The organism is Streptomyces sp. URMC 123 (assembly GCF_051386515.1).
In the GTDB taxonomy this organism is placed as follows: Bacteria; Actinomycetota; Actinomycetes; order Streptomycetales; family Streptomycetaceae; genus Streptomyces.
Genome location: NZ_JBPQTV010000136.1, coordinates 1 through 16,139, shown reverse-complemented (window position 1 = coordinate 16,139; position 16,139 = coordinate 1). Strand labels below are relative to the sequence as shown.

Genomic DNA, 16,139 nt, shown 5'->3' with positions numbered 1-16,139 from the left:
GGGCGCCCGAGCGCAGCCCGCCGCGCCGCGCCTGCTTCTTCTGCTGCGCGGCCGCGCCGCGGGCGCGGGCCTGCTCCTTGGCCGCGCGCAGTGCGACCCGCGCCAGGTCGACGCCCGTGGGCTCGGGCGTCCGGGCGGCCCCGGCACCCGGCCCGGCGCCCGGGCCGGCCGCGTCACCCGGCTGCTGGAGGGGCTCGCTCATCGCCGCTCGACCTCTCCGCCGGCGACGGCGAACCGCGCCCCGGCCAGCACGCCCGGAACGTCGTCGTCCACCGCCGCGGTCACGAGCACCTGCTCGCCCGGCGCCACCAGCTCGGCCAGCCGCTCCCGGCGCCGGGCGTCCAGCTCCGCGAAGACGTCGTCCAGCACCAGCACCGGCTCATTGCCCTCGGCCCGCAGCAGGTCGTACGAGGCCAGCCGCAGCGCCAGCGCGTACGACCAGGACTCGCCGTGGCTGGCGTACCCCTTCGCCGGGAGCCGGCCGAGCTTCAGCTGGAGGTCGTCGCGGTGCGGCCCGACCAGCGTCACCCCGCGCTCGATCTCCTGCTTGCGCGCCTCGCCCAGGGCCCCGGTCAGCCGGACGTACAGCTCCTCCCGCGCGGTGACCCCCTCCAGGTCGCCCACGGAGCAGCGGTACTCCAGCCCCACCGGGCCACCGCCCGGGGCCAACTGCTCGTACGCCTTGTCGGCCAGCGGCTCCAGCGTGCCGATCAGATCGAGACGGCGGGCGAGCAGCTCCGCCCCGGCCCGCGCCAGATGCTGGTCCCAGACGTCGAGGGTGGACATGTCCATGCTCCGGCCGCCGTGGCGGCGGGCCATCGCGGCGCTCTTGAGGAGCGTGTTGCGCTGCTTGAGCACCCGCTCGTAGTCGGAGCGGACCCCGGCCATCCGGGGCGAGCGGGCGGTGATCAGCTCGTCGAGGAAGCGCCGCCGCTCCCCCGGGTCGCCCTTGACCAGCGCCAGGTCCTCCGGCGCGAACAGCACGGTGCGCACGATGCCCAGCACATCGCGCGGCTTGACCTGGGAGGAACGATTGATCCGGGCCCGGTTGGCGCGCCCGGGGTTGAGTTCGAGCTCGATGAGCTGCTGGCGCTCCCCCTGGGTCACCGCGGCGCGGATCACCGCCCGGTCGGCGCCCATGCGCACCAGGGGCGCGTCGGAGGCGACCCGGTGGCTGCCGAGCGTGGCGAGATAGCCGATCGCCTCGACGAGATTGGTCTTGCCCTGGCCGTTCGGGCCCACGAACGCGGTGACGCCCGGGTCGAGCGGGACCTCGACCCGGGCGTACGAGCGGAAGTCGGCGAGCGACAGATGCGAGACGTGCATGGTGCGCGCCGACCTCCCCCGGCTGCTGGGTGTCGTGACGGAAGCTGGCTACTGGCCGGACGCGCCGGTCACCGCGTGGCCACCGAACTGGTTGCGCAGCGCGGCGATCATCTTCATCTGCGGGGAGTCGTCCTGGCGGGACGCGAAGCGGGCGAAGAGCGACGCGGTGATCGCGGGCAGCGGCACGGCGTTGTCGATCGCCGCCTCCACGGTCCAGCGGCCCTCGCCGGAGTCCTCGGCGTAACCGCGGAGCTTGTTCAGGTGCTCGTCGTCGTCCAGCGCGCGCACGGCCAGGTCCAGCAGCCAGGAGCGGATGACCGTGCCCTCCTGCCAGCTGCGGAAGACCTCGCGCACATCGGTGACGGAGTCCACGGCCTCCAGCAGCTCCCAGCCCTCGGCGAACGCCTGCATCATGGCGTACTCGATGCCGTTGTGGACCATCTTCGCGAAGTGGCCCGCGCCGACCTTGCCGGCGTGGACGGAGCCGAACTCGCCCTCGGGCTTGAGCGCGTCGAAGACCGGCTGCACCTTCGCCACGTGCTCGGCGTCGCCGCCGTACATCAGGGCGTAACCGTTCTCCAGGCCCCAGACACCGCCGGAGACACCGCAGTCCACGAAGCCGATGCCCTTGGCGCCGAGCTCCTCGGCGTGCTTCTCGTCGTCGGTCCAGCGGGAGTTCCCGCCGTCCACGACCACGTCACCGGGGGAGAGCAGCTCGCCGAGCTCGTCGATGGTGGCCTGGGTGGCGGCGCCGGCCGGCACCATGACCCACACCACGCGGGGGCCCTTCAGCTTCTCCACAAGCTCGGACAGGCTGTGGACATCGGAGACGTCCGGGTTGCGGTCGTAACCGATGACTGTGTGGCCTGCGCGGCGAATGCGCTCACGCATGTTGCCGCCCATCTTGCCGAGACCGACGAGACCGAGCTCCATCAGAGATCCTTGCGTCGTTGTTGCGAGTCGTACCTGCCGTCGAGCCTACGCCCGGTGGGTCGGGTACCCCACCGGGGCGCGTCCGCACCCGTCCACAGCTGTGGATCGCGGCGCCGGCCGACGGCCGTCCGGCGCCGGTGGCCGCGGGGCGTCAGCCGGAGAGGCGGACCGGCATGATCAGGTACTTGTAGGCGTCGTTCGCCTCGGCGTCGATCGCGGGCTTGCCGCCCAGCAGCGCGGGCTTGGTGGAGGTGGTGAACGACAGCTGAGCCACCGGGGAGTCGATGGCGCTCAGGCCCTCCAGCAGGAAGCCGGGGTTGAAGGCGATCGAGATGTCATCGCCCTCCAGCTGGGCGTCGAGGCGCTCCACAGCCTGTGCGTCGTCGCTGGAACCGGCCTCCAGGATCAGCACGCCCTGCTCGAAGCTCAGCCGGACCGGGGTGTTCCGCTCGGCGACGAGGGCCACTCGCTTGACGGCGTCCACGAAGGGGGCGGTCTCGATCACGGCAACGGAGTTGAACTCGGTCGGGAAGAGCGTGCGGTACTTCGGCAGGTCGCCCTCGAGCAGCCGGGTGGTGGTGCGGCGGCCGGCGCCCTCGAAACCGATCAGGCCCTCGCCCTTGCCGGAGCCGGCCAGCGCGATGCTGACGGTGTCACCGCTGGTCAGCGACTTGGCGGTGTCCAGGAGCGTCTTGGCGGGCACCAGCGCGACGGCGGAGATGTCCGGGGTCTCCGGCTTCCACAGGAACTCGCGGACCGCGAAGCGGTAGCGGTCGGTGGCGGCGAGGGTGACGGTGTCGCCCTCGATCTCGATCCGCACACCGGTGAGCACCGGGAGGGTGTCGTCACGGCCGGCGGCGATGGCGACCTGGGCGGCGGCCGCGGCGAAGACCTCACCGGGGACGGTGCCGGTGGCGGTCGGCATCTGCGGCAGCGCGGGGTACTCCTCCACCGGCAGGGTGTGGAGGGTGAAGCGGGAGGAGCCGCAGACGACGGTGACGCGCACCCCGTCCGTGGAGATCTCGACGGGGCGGTTGGGGAGGGCGCGGCAGATGTCCGCGAGCAGCCGGCCGGAGACGAGGACGGTGCCGTCCTCCTCCACATCGGCGTCGACGGAGACCCGGGCGGAGACCTCGTAGTCGAAGCCGGACAGGCTCAGCGAGCCCTCCTCGGCCTTCAGCAGCAGACCTGCGAGGACCGGCACCGGCGGACGGGCCGGAAGGCTGCGGGCCGCCCAGGCCACCGCCTCCGCGAGTACATCGCGCTCCACCCGGATCTTCACCGGAAACCGCCTCCTGCTGTTGCTGGCTCGCCCTGCTGGCCTTCGTCGTCTGGCTGTGTTGCCGGAGACCAGTCTGACGCACGCCACCGACAGCCGGTGCGTGGACGAGGTCAAGTCGGAGCGAGCCGCCCGGGACGGCGGGGAGCCGAGTTGTGCACAGCACCCACTTCGAAGCGAATTCCCCGGTAGATCTCTGTGGTCGTAGTAATAGGGCCTGTGGATTCCGTGGATAACCGAATCCGCGCAGGTCAGCAACCGTTTTTTGTCCACCGACCCTGTGGGTGGCGCCCGTGGATAACCCGGCGCGACTGTGGATAGGCGAGAGTTCTGCACAGCCCATGCACAGGCAGGGGGCAGTTCTCCCCAGTGCTGTCCCCAGCTTTACCCCGTTTCTGCACAGCCCAACCCACTGCCCAGGTGTGACGCCTTTCACTCGACCCGGTGACGCGGGGTGTTGCGTTGTCGAACAGTGGACAACCATGTGGACAACCTGGGGACAAACCGCCCCACCCTGGGGACGGGCCGTGGACAACCGGAACCCGATGTTGATGGCCGATGCACCGTCCACAGCCTGTGGATTGTCTCGGTCAACAATTCCACACCCCCGTGACCTCGGCGGATCTCCGATCCGACCCCTCTCCTGTGGACAGCGTCTGGACAACTCCCCGTTCCCCAGGCTGTGGACGGGTCCCCCGGCCCCAATCTGTGGAGAACGAGGCCGAGATGGGGGGCGCTCGAACACTGTGGAGCGCTGCTTCGCGCGGGAGAACGCCCCCGTACGTCGCGAGAGAGGCCCGTACGACACGAAAAGCCGCGCCCATGAGGCCCGCTGCCCGCCCTCGTACGGCCTCCTCGCGGCCCGCTGCCCGCCCCCGTACGACGAAGGGCGCCGCCGGAGTTCCCTCCGGGAGCGCCCTCGAAAGCCGCCGTGAAGCCCCCTGTGGCCGTACTGTCAGCCGTTCTTGATGCGGTTGGTGAGCTCGGTGACCTGGTTGTAGATGGACCGCCGTTCCGCCATGAGCGCCCGGATCTTGCGATCCGCGTGCATCACCGTCGTGTGGTCGCGGCCGCCGAACTGCGCGCCGATCTTCGGGAGCGACAGATCGGTCAGCTCGCGGCACAGATACATGGCGATCTGCCGCGCCGTGACCAGGACGCGGCTGCGCGAGGAGCCGCACAGGTCCTCGACCGTGAGGCCGAAGTACTGCGCGGTCTCCGCCATGATGGCGCCCGCCGTGATCTCCGGAGCGGCGTCCTCGCCGCCCGGGATGAGGTCCTTCAGCACGATCTCGGTGAGCCCGAGGTCCACCGGCTGCCGGTTGAGGCTGGCGAAGGCCGTGACCCGGATCAGCGCGCCCTCCAGCTCGCGGATGTTGCGCGAGATGCGGGAGGCGATGAACTCCAGCACCTCCGGGGGCGCGTTGAGCTGCTCCTGCACCGCCTTCTTCCGCAGGATCGCGATCCGCGTCTCCAGCTCGGGCGGCTGGACGTCGGTGATCAGGCCCCACTCGAAGCGGTTGCGCAGCCGGTCCTCCAGCGTGACCAGCTGCTTGGGCGGCCGGTCCGAGGACAGCACGATCTGCTTGTTGGCGTTGTGCAGGGTGTTGAAGGTGTGGAAGAACTCCTCCTGCGTCGACTCCTTGCTCGCGAGGAACTGGATGTCGTCGACCAGCAGGATGTCCATGTCGCGGTAGCGCTTGCGGAACGCGTCCGCCTTGCCGTCGCGGATGGAGTTGATGAACTCGTTGGTGAACTCCTCGGAGCTCACGTAGCGCACGCGCGTGCCGGGGTAGAGGCTGCGCGCGTAGTGCCCGATGGCGTGCAGCAGATGGGTCTTGCCCAGCCCCGACTCCCCATAGATGAAGAGGGGGTTGTAGGCCTTCGCCGGGGCCTCGGCCACCGCGACCGCCGCCGCGTGCGCGAAGCGGTTCGAGGCACCGATGACGAAGGTGTCGAAGAGGTACTTGGGGTTCAGGCGCGCGGTGGGCTCGCCCGGGCCGGGCGCGGGCGCGGGCTGTGCCGCGAGCGGGCCCGGGGCCCCGCCGGGGACGGGCCCGCCGGTGCCGCGGCCGGTCTCCGGGCCGCCGGGCCGCGGCCGGCCGGAGCGGTCGGGGAGCTCGGGCAGGTCGCGCCGCTGGGCCGGGTCGTACGGGCGGTCTCCCTGGGGGCGGTACGCGCTCTGCCCGGGCCCGTCGTGCTGGGCCGAGGGGCCGCCGTGGCCCGGACCGCGGCCGGTCCCGGGCCCGGCGCCGTGGCCCTGGCCGCGAGGCGAGCCGTACGGGTCGTGGTCGCCGTAGCCGGAGGGGCGGGGCTGCTGCCAGCCGTAGTCGTCGGAGCCGGCGCCGCCCATGCCGGAGCCCGCGCCGCCGCCCGCGCCCGTACGGGGCCAGGCGCCGGGCTCGGGGCGGCCCTGCTGGTAGTCGGGGTAGGCGGGGCGGGCCGAGGGCAGCGCGTCGGAGGAGCGGCCGTAGCCGCCGTAGCCGTCGTAGCCCTGGCGTCCGCCGTCGTAGTTCTCACGGGACTCGTGCGTCTCATGGACCTCACGGTTCCCATGGGCATCGGGTCCGTGGTCGGGTCCCTGGTGGCCGCCGCCGTGGCGGGAGCCGTCGTCGTAGCGCGCGGGGGGCCGGTCGCCGCCCTGGGAGCGGGTGGGGCCGCCGGCGGGCGGCTCGCCCTCGGCGGCGGCGCTGACGGTGACGGCGAGCCGGACGGTCTGATTGCACTCGCGGCTCAGGGCGTCGCTGATCAGCGGGGACAGCCGGCCCTCCAGGACGCCCTTGGCGTACTCGTTGGGCACGGCGAGCACGGCGGTGCCGGCCACCAGCACGAGCGGCTGGCAGTCCTTCAGCCAGCGCCGGTCCTTCGGCTCGATTCCCTGGCCGCCCTGGCCCTCGTCGAGGAGCTGTTCCAGCACGCGTGGCCACACTGCGGCAAGATCGGCAGGTACGTCAGCCACAAGGCACGCTCTCTCACTCGCTGGGTGGTGGTGGCGCCGACGGGTCCCACGAATGTGTGGTTTGCGGGACGGGCGGGAAGGAATCGGAGTTCAGCACGGTAGTCAGGGCGACGTGCGTGGTTCAAGTCGTTGTCCACAGGGTGTGTACAAATGTGCCATGCTCTGCGGACCGGTGCGCGTTCGGCCCCCGCGGGGCACGGAGGCGCCCGGGGTGGGGTGCGCGGGCCCCGCTGAGCCGCCGGTTTGACCGGATGGCGTACCCGCGCGTACCGTAACCAGGTCGAGTTGTCGATGGCTGCTGCCGCCTGCCTCCGATGGGCAAAGATCACGTACCTGTGGTCGTGAAGCGGTGCACTCGGGCGTATTGCGAGCTACTCGTGGGCGCACGGTGACAGCCAGGCGATGTCCCGCCACCACACGATTCATTTCTGGAGCCCCCGAGTGAGCAAGCGCACCTTCCAGCCGAACAACCGCCGCCGCGCGAAGACCCACGGCTTCCGGCTGCGTATGCGTACCCGTGCCGGTCGCGCGATCCTCGCGGCCCGCCGTGGCAAGGGTCGCGCCCGCCTGTCGGCCTGATCAGCCGGATCACAAGGTCCATGACGTGCTGCCTAGCGACCATCGTCTGAGGCGGCGCGAGGACTTCGCATCCGCGGTACGCCGAGGACGGAGGGCCGGGCGCCCTCTGCTCGTCGTCCATCTTCGCGGCACGCCTTCCGTCTCAGCTGACGGCACGGACCCGCACGCGCCTGGGGAGAGCGCTCCCCCGGCACGTGCGGGTTTCGTCGTCAGCAAGGCCGTGGGCGGCGCTGTCGTCCGCAACCTGGTCAAGCGGAGGCTCAGGCACCTGATGCGCGACCGGCTGGCCCGGCTGCCCGCCGGTAGCCTGGTGGTTGTACGGGCGCTGCCCGGCGCGGGCGAGGCGGACCACGGTGCGCTGGCGCGCGACCTGGACGCCGCTCTTCAGCGGCTGCTGGGCGGCGCGCCTCGCGGCGAGGCCCAGGGGAGGGCGCCGCGATCCTGCAATCCCCCGGGGGAGGCCCCCCGGACACCCGGACCACCACCGGGAGGGAGCGCACAGTGAAGTACCCGCTGCTCTGGTTGATCAAGCTGTATCAGTGGACCATCAGTCCCCTGCTGGGACCGGTCTGCAAGTACTACCCGTCGTGCTCGCACTACGGCTACACGGCCATCCAGCGGCACGGCGCGGTGAAAGGGACGGCCCTGACCGCCTGGCGCATCGTGCGCTGCAACCCGTGGTCGCTCGGTGGCGTCGACCACGTACCTCCCCGGAAGCATCCGGTCTGGCACCAACGGCTGCGGAGCCGGTGGAGTGCTCACTCCACCGAAGCGCCGGCGGGACAGCCCGAGACCCAGCCCAACGCCCAAGGAGCCTGATCCGTGTTCGACACGATCCTCGGTCCTCTCTATCACGCTGTTTCCTGGATCATCGTCCAGTTTCACTCGCTGTACAGCCTTGTCTTCGACAAGAACAGCGGTTGGGCCTGGGGCCTGTCCATCGTGTCGCTGGTGGTCCTGATCCGTATCGCCCTGATCCCGCTCTTCGTGAAGCAGATCAAGGCCACGCGGAACATGCAGGCGCTCCAGCCGAAGATGAAGGCGATCCAGGAGCGCTACAAGAGCGACAAGCAGCGCCAGTCCGAAGAGATGATGAAGCTCTACAAGGAGTCGGGTACCAACCCGCTCGCGAGCTGCTTCCCGATTCTGGCGCAGTCGCCCTTCTTCATCGCGCTCTACCAGGTGCTGAACAAGATCGCCAACAACGATCCGGTCGGCGTCATGGGTCAGGACCTGGTCAGCAGCGCCCGGAACGCGCACATCTTCGGCGCCCCGATCGCGTCGAAGTTCATGGACAGCTCCTCCAAGGTGGGGTCGCTGGGCGCCACGCTGACCGACGTCCGTGTGGTCACGGTCATCATGATCGTGCTGATGTCGCTGTCGCAGTTCTACACGCAGCGCCAGCTGATGACCAAGAACGTCGACCTGACGGTGAAGACGCCGTTCATGCAGCAGCAGAAGATGCTGATGTACGTCTTCCCGATCATGTTCGCCGTGTTCGGCATCAACTTCCCGGTCGGTGTCCTCGTCTACTGGCTGACCACCAACGTGTGGACCATGGGCCAGCAGATGTACATCATCCACCGCAACCCCACCCCGGGCAGCGTCGCCTACAAGCAGCGCCAGGAGCGGCTGCGGGCCAAGGGCAAGCTCAAGGAGGACCCGGCCGAGGTCGAGGCGCGGAAGGCGGCCGAGGCGGCCCGCGCCTCCCGTCAGCAGCCCAAGCGGCAGCCCAAGGCCAAGCGGCAGGCGGCGACCCAGGGCGGCACCCCGCCCAAGGCCGCCGGCACCCCGGCGAAGGCCGGCGGCACCCCGGCGAAGGCCGGCGCCGCGACCGGTGGCGACAAGCCGTCGCTGGAGAAGAAGCAGCCGCAGGACAGCAAGCCCAAGCCGGCCGGCGGCTCCCGTAACGCCAGGTCCGGGCAGCGCAAGGGCGGCCAGCAGCGCCCCAAGCACCCGACGAAGAAGTAAGGAGACCATCCGGTGACGGAAGGCACGATCCCAGCCGCCGAGGGTGGCGACACCCTGACCCGCCTCGAGCAGGAAGGGGAGATCGCGGCCGACTACCTCGAGGGCCTGCTCGACATCGCCGACCTCGACGGCGACATCGACATGGACGTCGAGGCCGACCGGGCCGCGGTCTCGATCGTCGGTGACACCAGCAGCCGCGACCTGCAGAAGCTGGTGGGCCGCGACGGCGAGGTGCTGGAGGCCCTCCAGGAGCTGACGCGTCTCGCGGTGCACCGCGAGACGGGCGACCGCAGCCGCCTGATGCTGGACATCGCCGGGTTCCGCGCGCGCAAGCGCGAGGAGCTGACCGCGCTGGGCACGAAGGCGGCCGAGGAGGCGAAGGGCAGCGGCGAGCCGGTCCGGCTCAAGCCCATGACGCCGTTCGAGCGCAAGGTGGTCCACGACGCCGTGGCGGCGGCGGGCCTGCGCAGCGAGTCCGAGGGCGAGGAGCCCCAGCGTTTCGTGGTCGTGCTCCCGGCCTGACCCCGGGGCGCCCCTCGCGGGCGTCCCCGTGGTGCCCGACGCGGCGCCCCTGTGGTGCCCGGCGCGGCTGCCCCGCGCGGCGCCTCCGCGGCGCCCCGACCCCCGGGTCGTGGGGCGCCAGGTCTTCCCGGCCCCGCCTGTTCGCAGGCGGGGCCGTATTTTGTAAGCCTGATCATCAGCGAGCGACAGCGTGTACGGAAGGACGGTTCCCGTGACGGAGGCAGCGGAGCTCCCCCCGGCGCCGGCGGAGGCAGAGGCGGTATTCGGCGAGCGCTTCCCGGATGCCGTGCGCTATGCCGAGCTGCTGGCCGACGCGGGGGTACGGCGTGGGCTGATCGGCCCGCGCGAGGTGCCCCGGCTGTGGGAGCGGCACCTGCTCAACTGCGCGGTGCTCTCCGAGGCGGTGCCCGAGGGCGTGACCGTGTGCGACGTGGGCTCGGGGGCCGGCCTGCCCGGCATCCCGCTGGCGCTCGTCCGCCCGGACCTGCGGATCACGCTCCTGGAGCCGCTGCTGCGCCGCACCACCTTCCTCCAGGAGGTCGTGGAGCTGCTCGGACTGGACCATGTGACGGTGGTCCGCGGTCGCGCCGAGGAGATGCTCGGCAAGCTGCCGCCCGTGCACGTGGTGACCGCCCGCGCGGTGGCCCCGCTGGACCGGCTCGCCGGCTGGGGGGTGCCGCTGCTGCGCCCCTACGGAGAGATGCTCGCGCTCAAGGGCGACACCGCCGAGGAGGAGCTGCTGGCGGCCCGCTCCGCGCTCGGCAAGCTCGGGGTCGTCGAGACCTCGGTGCTGCACGTGGGCGAGGGGGTGGTGGACCCGCCGTCCACGCTGGTGCGGGTCGAGGTCGGGGAGAGCCCCGGCGGGGTGCGGTTCGCGGCGAAGCGGGCGAAGGCGGCCCGGGTGAGCCGGTCGCGCCGCAGGCGCTGAGGCGCGGCCGCGGGGCCGGGGGTCGGGGCCGGGGTCGCGCGGGATTAATCCGCGCAATGCTCCATACAAGCTGCCAAAACTACCCAAACCGGAGTGTCGTCCGGGCGGAGTCCGGCGGCCCGTGCATCGTGTTTCACGTGAAACGTCGCTCCCTGCTGCATGGAATCATCAGCCGCGGCCGTGCGGCTGCCGGGTCCCGCGATCGCGCGACCGGAGATGTGGTGGATTCATCCACAGGAGAACGGGCCTCGCTGGTTCATGACCCCGGAAACATGGCAGGCTCTGTGCATCGCGAGCCCGATGTCGAGGAGGGTGAACCCTTGCGGTCCGACGCCAATATCGCGGGGCCGATGACCGACCCGGTCCCTGGCCCCCGCACCGAATCGCCGGGGGAGGATGTTTCACGTGAAACACCGCCCCCGATGGAGAGGGACGACACACCCCTCGGGCACGCCGCGCAGTCGGCGGTGGACGCGCTCGGCCGGGCGGGAGAGAGCCTGCCACGGCCGGACCAAACGCGGGTCGTCGTCGTCGCCAACCAGAAGGGCGGGGTGGGGAAGACCACCACCACCGTCAATCTCGCCGCGTCCCTCGCCCTGCACGGCGCGCGGGTGCTGGTGATCGACCTCGACCCCCAGGGCAACGCCTCGACGGCGCTGGGGATCGATCACCACGCCGAGGTGCCGTCGATCTACGACGTCCTCGTGGACAGCAAGCCGCTCTCCGAGGTCGTCCAGCCGGTGCCGGACGTGGAGGGCCTCTTCTGCGCCCCCGCCACCATCGACCTCGCCGGAGCGGAGATCGAACTGGTGTCGCTGGTGGCCCGCGAGAGCCGTCTCGACCGGGCGATCAAGGCGTACGAGCAGCCGCTGGACTACATCCTCATCGACTGCCCGCCCTCGCTGGGCCTGCTCACCGTCAACGCCCTGGTGGCCGGCGCCGAGGTGCTGATCCCGATCCAGTGCGAGTACTACGCGCTGGAGGGGCTCGGCCAGCTGCTGCGCAACGTCGAGCTCGTGCGCGGCCACCTCAACCCGAAGCTGCATGTCTCCACGATCCTGCTGACCATGTACGACGGCCGGACCCGGCTGGCGTCGCAGGTGGCCGAGGAGGTCCGCAGCCACTTCGGCAACGAGGTGCTCAGGACGAGCATCCCGCGCTCGGTGCGGATCTCCGAGGCGCCCAGCTACGGTCAGACGGTGCTCACCTACGACCCCGGCTCCAGCGGTGCCCTCTCCTATCTCGAAGCGGCCCGGGAGATCGCGCTGCGGGGCGTCTCGCGGCCGGACGGCCAGGGCGGGGTGCGGTACGACGGGCCGCGCATGCACGGGGGCGAGAACATGACGCACGACCAGCACAGCATGTCGGAGGGGATTCAGTGAGTGAACGTCGTAGGGGACTGGGCCGGGGGCTCGGTGCTCTGATCCCCGCGGCCCCGCAGGGCACGGAGATCTCCGGTCCCGTCGTGGGGGCCGCGGTGACCTCTCCGGCGGCGGTCCCGTCCCTCACGCCCGAGCGGGGGGTGGCCGCGGCGAAGGTGACCACGCTCCCGCGGGGCGGCGCCAGCGCCGTGGACTCCGACCCCGACCCGCGGCCCGCGGCGGAGGACGCCGACGGCATCGCGCGCCCGGCCGGGGCCCACTTCGCCGAGCTGCCTCTGGACGCCATCACCCCCAACCCCCGGCAGCCGCGCGAGGTCTTCGACGAGGACGCGCTGGCCGAACTGGTCACCTCCATCCAGGAGGTGGGCCTGCTCCAGCCCGTCGTCGTACGGCAGTTGGGGCCGCTGCGCTACGAGCTCGTCATGGGCGAGCGGCGGTGGCGGGCGTGCAGGGCCGCGGGCCTGGAGAAGATCCCCGCGATCGTCCGGGCCACCGAGGACGACAAGCTGCTGCTGGACGCGCTGCTGGAGAACCTGCACCGCGCGCAGCTGAACCCGCTGGAAGAGGCCTTCGCCTACGACCAGTTGCTCAAGGACTTCGACTGCACCCACGACGAGCTCGCGGACCGCATCGGGCGGTCCCGCTCGCAGGTGTCCAACACCCTGCGCCTGCTGAAGCTCTCCCCCGCCGTGCAGCGCCGGGTGGCGGCCGGAGTGCTCTCCGCCGGTCACGCCCGCGCCCTGCTGTCGGTGGAGGACGCGGAGGAGCAGGACCAGCTCGCGCAGCGGATCGTGGCCGAGGGGCTGTCGGTGCGGACGGTCGAGGAGATCGTCCAACTGATGAACTCGCGGCCCACCGCGCGCAAGGCCAGGAAGCCGCGGGCGGGCGCCCGGGTCTCCCCCGCGCTGACGGACCTCGCCTCCCGGCTCTCCGACCGCTTCGAGACCCGGGTGAAGGTCGACCTGGGCCAGAAGAAGGGCAAGATCGTCGTCGAGTTCGCCTCGATGGAGGACCTGGAGCGCATCCTGTCGACGCTGGCCCCGGGCGAGGGCCGGGTGCTGGAGCAGCGGCTGTCGCGGGACCCCGAGGACGGCGAGGAGCCGGCCGAGGGGCTGGAGGGCGGCGCGGCGTAGGGCCGTGACGGGCGGCGCGGCCTGGGGCCGTGATCGCATCCGCGGAAGGGCGGGTGACGTGCCGGGTGGTGTCCCGGGCGTCACCCGCCCTTTGCCGTGGCGCGGTGTCGGTGGGAACGTCCGGTGGATACGATGCGGTCGGGTCGAGGCGCGTTCACTCTGAACCTCATGCGGAGGCAGACCATGCGATCGCCGAGCCGCACCGTATGGATGACGACAGGACTGGGACTCGGCGTGGTCGGCGGGTTCGTCGGCAGCCTGGTCCGTGAGCGAGGAGCGCTGACCGCCGCGCTGGTCGCGGCAGGCGACGGAAGTGAGGGACTGGCTTCATGGGGCGTCGGCTCGTACCGCTCACGTTGGACAACCTTCCGGACCTCCCCAAGCGCTGCCGGGCCTGCGTCTTCTGGGAGCTGGACCCGGTCAGCGGCGAAGCGGCGGTGAAGGCCGGGCGGCCGGAGCTGGAGAAGGAGGCCTGGATCTCCGCCGTGCTGCTGGAGTGGGGCTCCTGCGGGCGGGTCGTCTACGTCGACGATGTGCCGGTGGGCTTCGTGCTCTACGCGCCGCCCGCCTATGTGCCGCGCTCCACCGCGTTCCCCACCAGCCCGGTGTCCGCCGACGCCGTCCAGCTGATGACGGCCTGGATCATGCCCGGTTACCAGGGTCAGGGGCTGGGCCGGGTGATGGTCCAGACGGTCGCCAAGGACCTCATCCGGCGGGGCTTCAAGGCGATCGAGGCGTTCGGGGACGCGCGCTGGAAGGAGCCGGCGTGTGTACTCCCGGCGGACCATCTGCTCGCGGTCGGCTTCAAGACCGTCCGGCCCCATCACCGCTTTCCCCGGCTGCGGCTGGAGCTGCGCACGACGATCTCCTGGAAGGAGGACGTCGAGCTGGCGCTGGACCGGCTCCTCGGCGCGGTGCAGAAGGAGCCGGCGCTCCGGCCGCTGTGAAGCTCGGGACGCGTTTCACGTGGAACGGACTGGGCTGTTTCACGTGGAACGGTCCCGGGTGTTTCACGTGAAACCGGGTGGCGGCCGGACGGCCGCCGTCAGGCGGTCACTTGGCGATGTAGTCCGCGAGGTCGCGCTCGAGGGCGGCCTTGGGCTTGACGCCGACGATGGTCTTGGTGACCTCGCCGCCCTGGTAGACGTTGAGCGTCGGGATCGACATCACGCCGTACTTGGCCGCGGTCTTCGGGTTCTCGTCGATGTTGAGCTTGACGATCTCGATCTTGTCGCCGTACTCGGCCGCGATGGCCTCCAGGGAGGGGGCGATCTGGCGGCAGGGGCCGCACCACGCGGCCCAGAAGTCGACGAGCACGGGCTTGTCGCTCTTCAGGACCTCTTCGTCGAAGCTGGCATCGGTGACGGACTTCAGGGCCATGGGTGTCTCCTTGCTCGGGTGGCCGTGGGGGGAGGGGAGGGGAGGCGGGTCAGACGATGGCCGCGGCCTCGGCGGCCTCGGCCGCCTTCTCCGGCTCGGCGGTCTTGTCGGTGTGCTGGAGCGCCGCGAGGTAGCGCTCGGCGTCGAGCGCGGCGGAGCAGCCGGTGCCGGCGGCGGTGATCGCCTGACGGTAGGTGTGGTCCACCACGTCGCCCGCGGCGAAGACGCCCGCCAGGTTCGTCCGGGTGGAGGGGGCGTCCACCGTGAGGTAGCCCTCGTCGTCCAGCGCCAGCTGACCCTTGAACAGCTCGGTGCGCGGGTCGTGGCCGACGGCGATGAACAGGCCCGTCACCGGCAGCTCGCGGGTGGCCCCGGTGACCGTGTCGCGCAGCGTCAGACCGGACAGCTTGCCGTCGCCGTGGATCACGGAGACCTCGCTGTTCCAGGCGAAGCTGATCTTCGGGTCGGCGAAGGCGCGCTCCTGCATGGCCTTGGAGGCGCGCAGGGTGTCCCGGCGGTGCACGACGGTGACGGACTTGGCGAACCGGGAGAGGAAGGTGGCCTCCTCCATGGCGGTGTCACCGCCACCCACCACGGCGATGTCCTGGTCCTTGAAGAAGAAGCCGTCGCACGTGGCGCACCACGAGACACCGCGGCCGGAGAGCTCGTCCTCGTTGGGCAGCCCGAGCTTGCGGTGCTGGGAACCGGTGGTGACGATGACCGCCTTGGCGCGGTGCACCGTGCCGGCGGAGTCGGTGACGGTCTTGATCTCACCGGTCAGGTCGACGGAGACGACATCGTCGGGGATGAGCTCGGCGCCGAAGCGCTCGGCCTGGGCCCGCATGTTGTCCATCAGGTCCGGACCCATGATGCCGTCGCGGAAGCCGGGGAAGTTCTCCACCTCGGTGGTGTTCATCAGCGCGCCACCGGCCGTCACGGAGCCCTCGAAGACGAGCGGCTTCAGAGAGGCGCGGGCGGTGTACAGCGCCGCGGTGTATCCCGCCGGCCCGGAGCCGATGATGATCACGTTACGGACGTCGCTCACGGATGTGTTCCTCGTCTCTGCCGACTGCTGGCTTCGGGGCCCTTGGTATGGACTCTCACCCCACCCAACGGAATCCTACGGGGCGAGCATTCCCGGCAAGTGACGGCGCACGCGTTCCGTGGTTCAGCGTCGATAGGTGCGGTTGAGCAGCACTGTGCCAGCCGGCGGTGGAGTCTTGCTCACGCACGAGGAGTCCATGACGTACGCGTCGACGCGCGAGGGGTCGGCCGGGTGCGGCAGCACGACCAGCAGCGCGTCCCGGCCCTCGTACACCCCGGCCTCGGTGCCGAGCGGCTTCTCGGTGCGTCCTATGCCCTCGGCCACACAGGGCGGCACGGCGGTCCCCTGGGCGCGGTCGGAGCCGTCGGCGCTTTCGGTGCTCTCCGCGCCCTCGGTGCTCTCGGTGCCGACGCTCCCCGGGGAGCGGCCCGCGTCCTCCGACGACGGGCCGACCATGCCCGGGGCGCGGCCCGGCTTCTCCTCCTGCCCCCGGAAGGGCTTGTCGACCAGGCTCCGCACCCGCGTCTCCAGCTCGGCGGCGGAGAACACCGTGCCGCTGCTCATCCGCTGCGCCTGCTCGGGTTGCTCGACCCGGTTCGCGGGAGTGTCGTCACCGAGCAGGGGCGGGACGAGGAGTGCCCCGAGTCCGAGCGCGACGACGGCCGCCATGGCGCCCAGGGCGATACGGCCCCGGCGGCGGGG

At 71.3% G+C, this 16,139-nt stretch carries 14 protein-coding genes and 3 pseudogenes; 9 read left to right on the top strand and 8 right to left on the bottom strand.

Going from position 1 to position 16,139, the window contains the following annotated elements; all coding sequences use genetic code 11:
• The 5 genes and pseudogenes from ACSNOD_RS17390 to dnaA all read right to left on the bottom strand — a co-directional run.
• Positions 1-202, bottom strand: a pseudogene (locus ACSNOD_RS17390) (DUF721 domain-containing protein); the annotation flags it as partial.
• Positions 199-1,326 (bottom strand): DNA replication/repair protein RecF, encoded by a 1,128-nt coding sequence (gene recF / locus ACSNOD_RS17385; protein WP_436767861.1) that lies wholly within the window; start codon positions 1,324-1,326, stop codon positions 199-201. The gene recF and the pseudogene ACSNOD_RS17390, both read right to left, overlap by 4 nt.
• Before the next feature lie 48 nt (positions 1,327-1,374).
• Positions 1,375-2,259 (bottom strand): phosphogluconate dehydrogenase (NAD(+)-dependent, decarboxylating), encoded by an 885-nt coding sequence (gene gnd / locus ACSNOD_RS17380; protein WP_436767860.1) that lies wholly within the window; start codon positions 2,257-2,259, stop codon positions 1,375-1,377.
• A gap of 151 nt (positions 2,260-2,410) precedes the next feature.
• Positions 2,411-3,541, bottom strand: a complete 1,131-nt coding sequence (dnaN, locus tag ACSNOD_RS17375; RefSeq protein WP_436767859.1) for a DNA polymerase III subunit beta — start codon at positions 3,539-3,541, stop codon at positions 2,411-2,413.
• Positions 3,542-4,493: 952 nt separating this feature from the next.
• Entirely contained in the window at positions 4,494-6,497 is a 2,004-nt protein-coding gene (gene dnaA, locus ACSNOD_RS17370) for a chromosomal replication initiator protein DnaA (RefSeq protein ID WP_436767858.1), read from the bottom strand.
• A gap of 441 nt (positions 6,498-6,938) precedes the next feature.
• Between dnaA and rpmH the strand changes: the two genes are divergently transcribed.
• The 9 genes and pseudogenes from rpmH (at position 6,939) to ACSNOD_RS17325 (ending at position 13,959) form a co-directional block, all read left to right on the top strand.
• The gene (gene rpmH, locus ACSNOD_RS17365; RefSeq protein ID WP_125638610.1) at positions 6,939-7,076 is read left to right on the top strand and encodes a 50S ribosomal protein L34; all 138 of its coding nucleotides are present in this window, start codon (positions 6,939-6,941) and stop codon (positions 7,074-7,076) included.
• Positions 7,077-7,101: 25 nt separating this feature from the next.
• Positions 7,102-7,488 (top strand): annotated as a pseudogene (gene rnpA, locus ACSNOD_RS17360) (ribonuclease P protein component); the annotation flags it as partial.
• Positions 7,489-7,577: 89 nt separating this feature from the next.
• Entirely contained in the window at positions 7,578-7,895 is a 318-nt protein-coding gene (gene yidD / locus ACSNOD_RS17355; RefSeq protein WP_436767857.1) for a membrane protein insertion efficiency factor YidD, read from the top strand.
• A 3-nt stretch (positions 7,896-7,898) separates the two neighbouring features.
• The gene (yidC, locus tag ACSNOD_RS17350; protein ID WP_436767856.1) at positions 7,899-9,047 is read left to right on the top strand and encodes a membrane protein insertase YidC; all 1,149 of its coding nucleotides are present in this window, start codon (positions 7,899-7,901) and stop codon (positions 9,045-9,047) included.
• 12 nt (positions 9,048-9,059) lie between these two features.
• Positions 9,060-9,569, top strand: coding sequence for a protein jag (locus tag ACSNOD_RS17345; RefSeq protein ID WP_436767855.1), 510 nt, complete (start codon positions 9,060-9,062; stop codon positions 9,567-9,569).
• A 211-nt stretch (positions 9,570-9,780) separates the two neighbouring features.
• Entirely contained in the window at positions 9,781-10,497 is a 717-nt protein-coding gene (gene rsmG / locus ACSNOD_RS17340) for a 16S rRNA (guanine(527)-N(7))-methyltransferase RsmG (RefSeq protein WP_436767854.1), read from the top strand.
• A 272-nt stretch (positions 10,498-10,769) separates the two neighbouring features.
• On the top strand, positions 10,770-11,879 hold the full coding sequence (locus ACSNOD_RS17335) for a ParA family protein (RefSeq protein WP_436767853.1): 1,110 nt from the start codon (positions 10,770-10,772) through the stop codon (positions 11,877-11,879).
• Positions 11,876-13,012 (top strand): ParB/RepB/Spo0J family partition protein, encoded by a 1,137-nt coding sequence (locus ACSNOD_RS17330; RefSeq protein WP_436767852.1) that lies wholly within the window; start codon positions 11,876-11,878, stop codon positions 13,010-13,012. Before ACSNOD_RS17335 ends, ACSNOD_RS17330 begins: the two co-directional genes overlap by 4 nt.
• A gap of 329 nt (positions 13,013-13,341) precedes the next feature.
• Complete coding sequence (locus tag ACSNOD_RS17325; protein ID WP_436767851.1) at positions 13,342-13,959, top strand: GNAT family N-acetyltransferase; 618 nt, start codon at positions 13,342-13,344, stop codon at positions 13,957-13,959.
• 106 nt (positions 13,960-14,065) lie between these two features.
• Here ACSNOD_RS17325 and trxA read toward each other — a convergent pair whose 3' ends face one another.
• The 3 genes and pseudogenes from trxA to ACSNOD_RS17310 form a co-directional block, all read right to left on the bottom strand.
• Positions 14,066-14,392, bottom strand: a complete 327-nt coding sequence (trxA, locus tag ACSNOD_RS17320) for a thioredoxin (RefSeq protein ID WP_436767850.1) — start codon at positions 14,390-14,392, stop codon at positions 14,066-14,068.
• A gap of 49 nt (positions 14,393-14,441) precedes the next feature.
• A complete protein-coding gene (trxB, locus tag ACSNOD_RS17315; RefSeq protein WP_436767849.1) occupies positions 14,442-15,437 on the bottom strand; it encodes a thioredoxin-disulfide reductase in 996 nt (331 codons plus the stop codon).
• 123 nt (positions 15,438-15,560) lie between these two features.
• Positions 15,561-16,139: pseudogene (locus ACSNOD_RS17310) on the bottom strand (hypothetical protein); the annotation flags it as partial.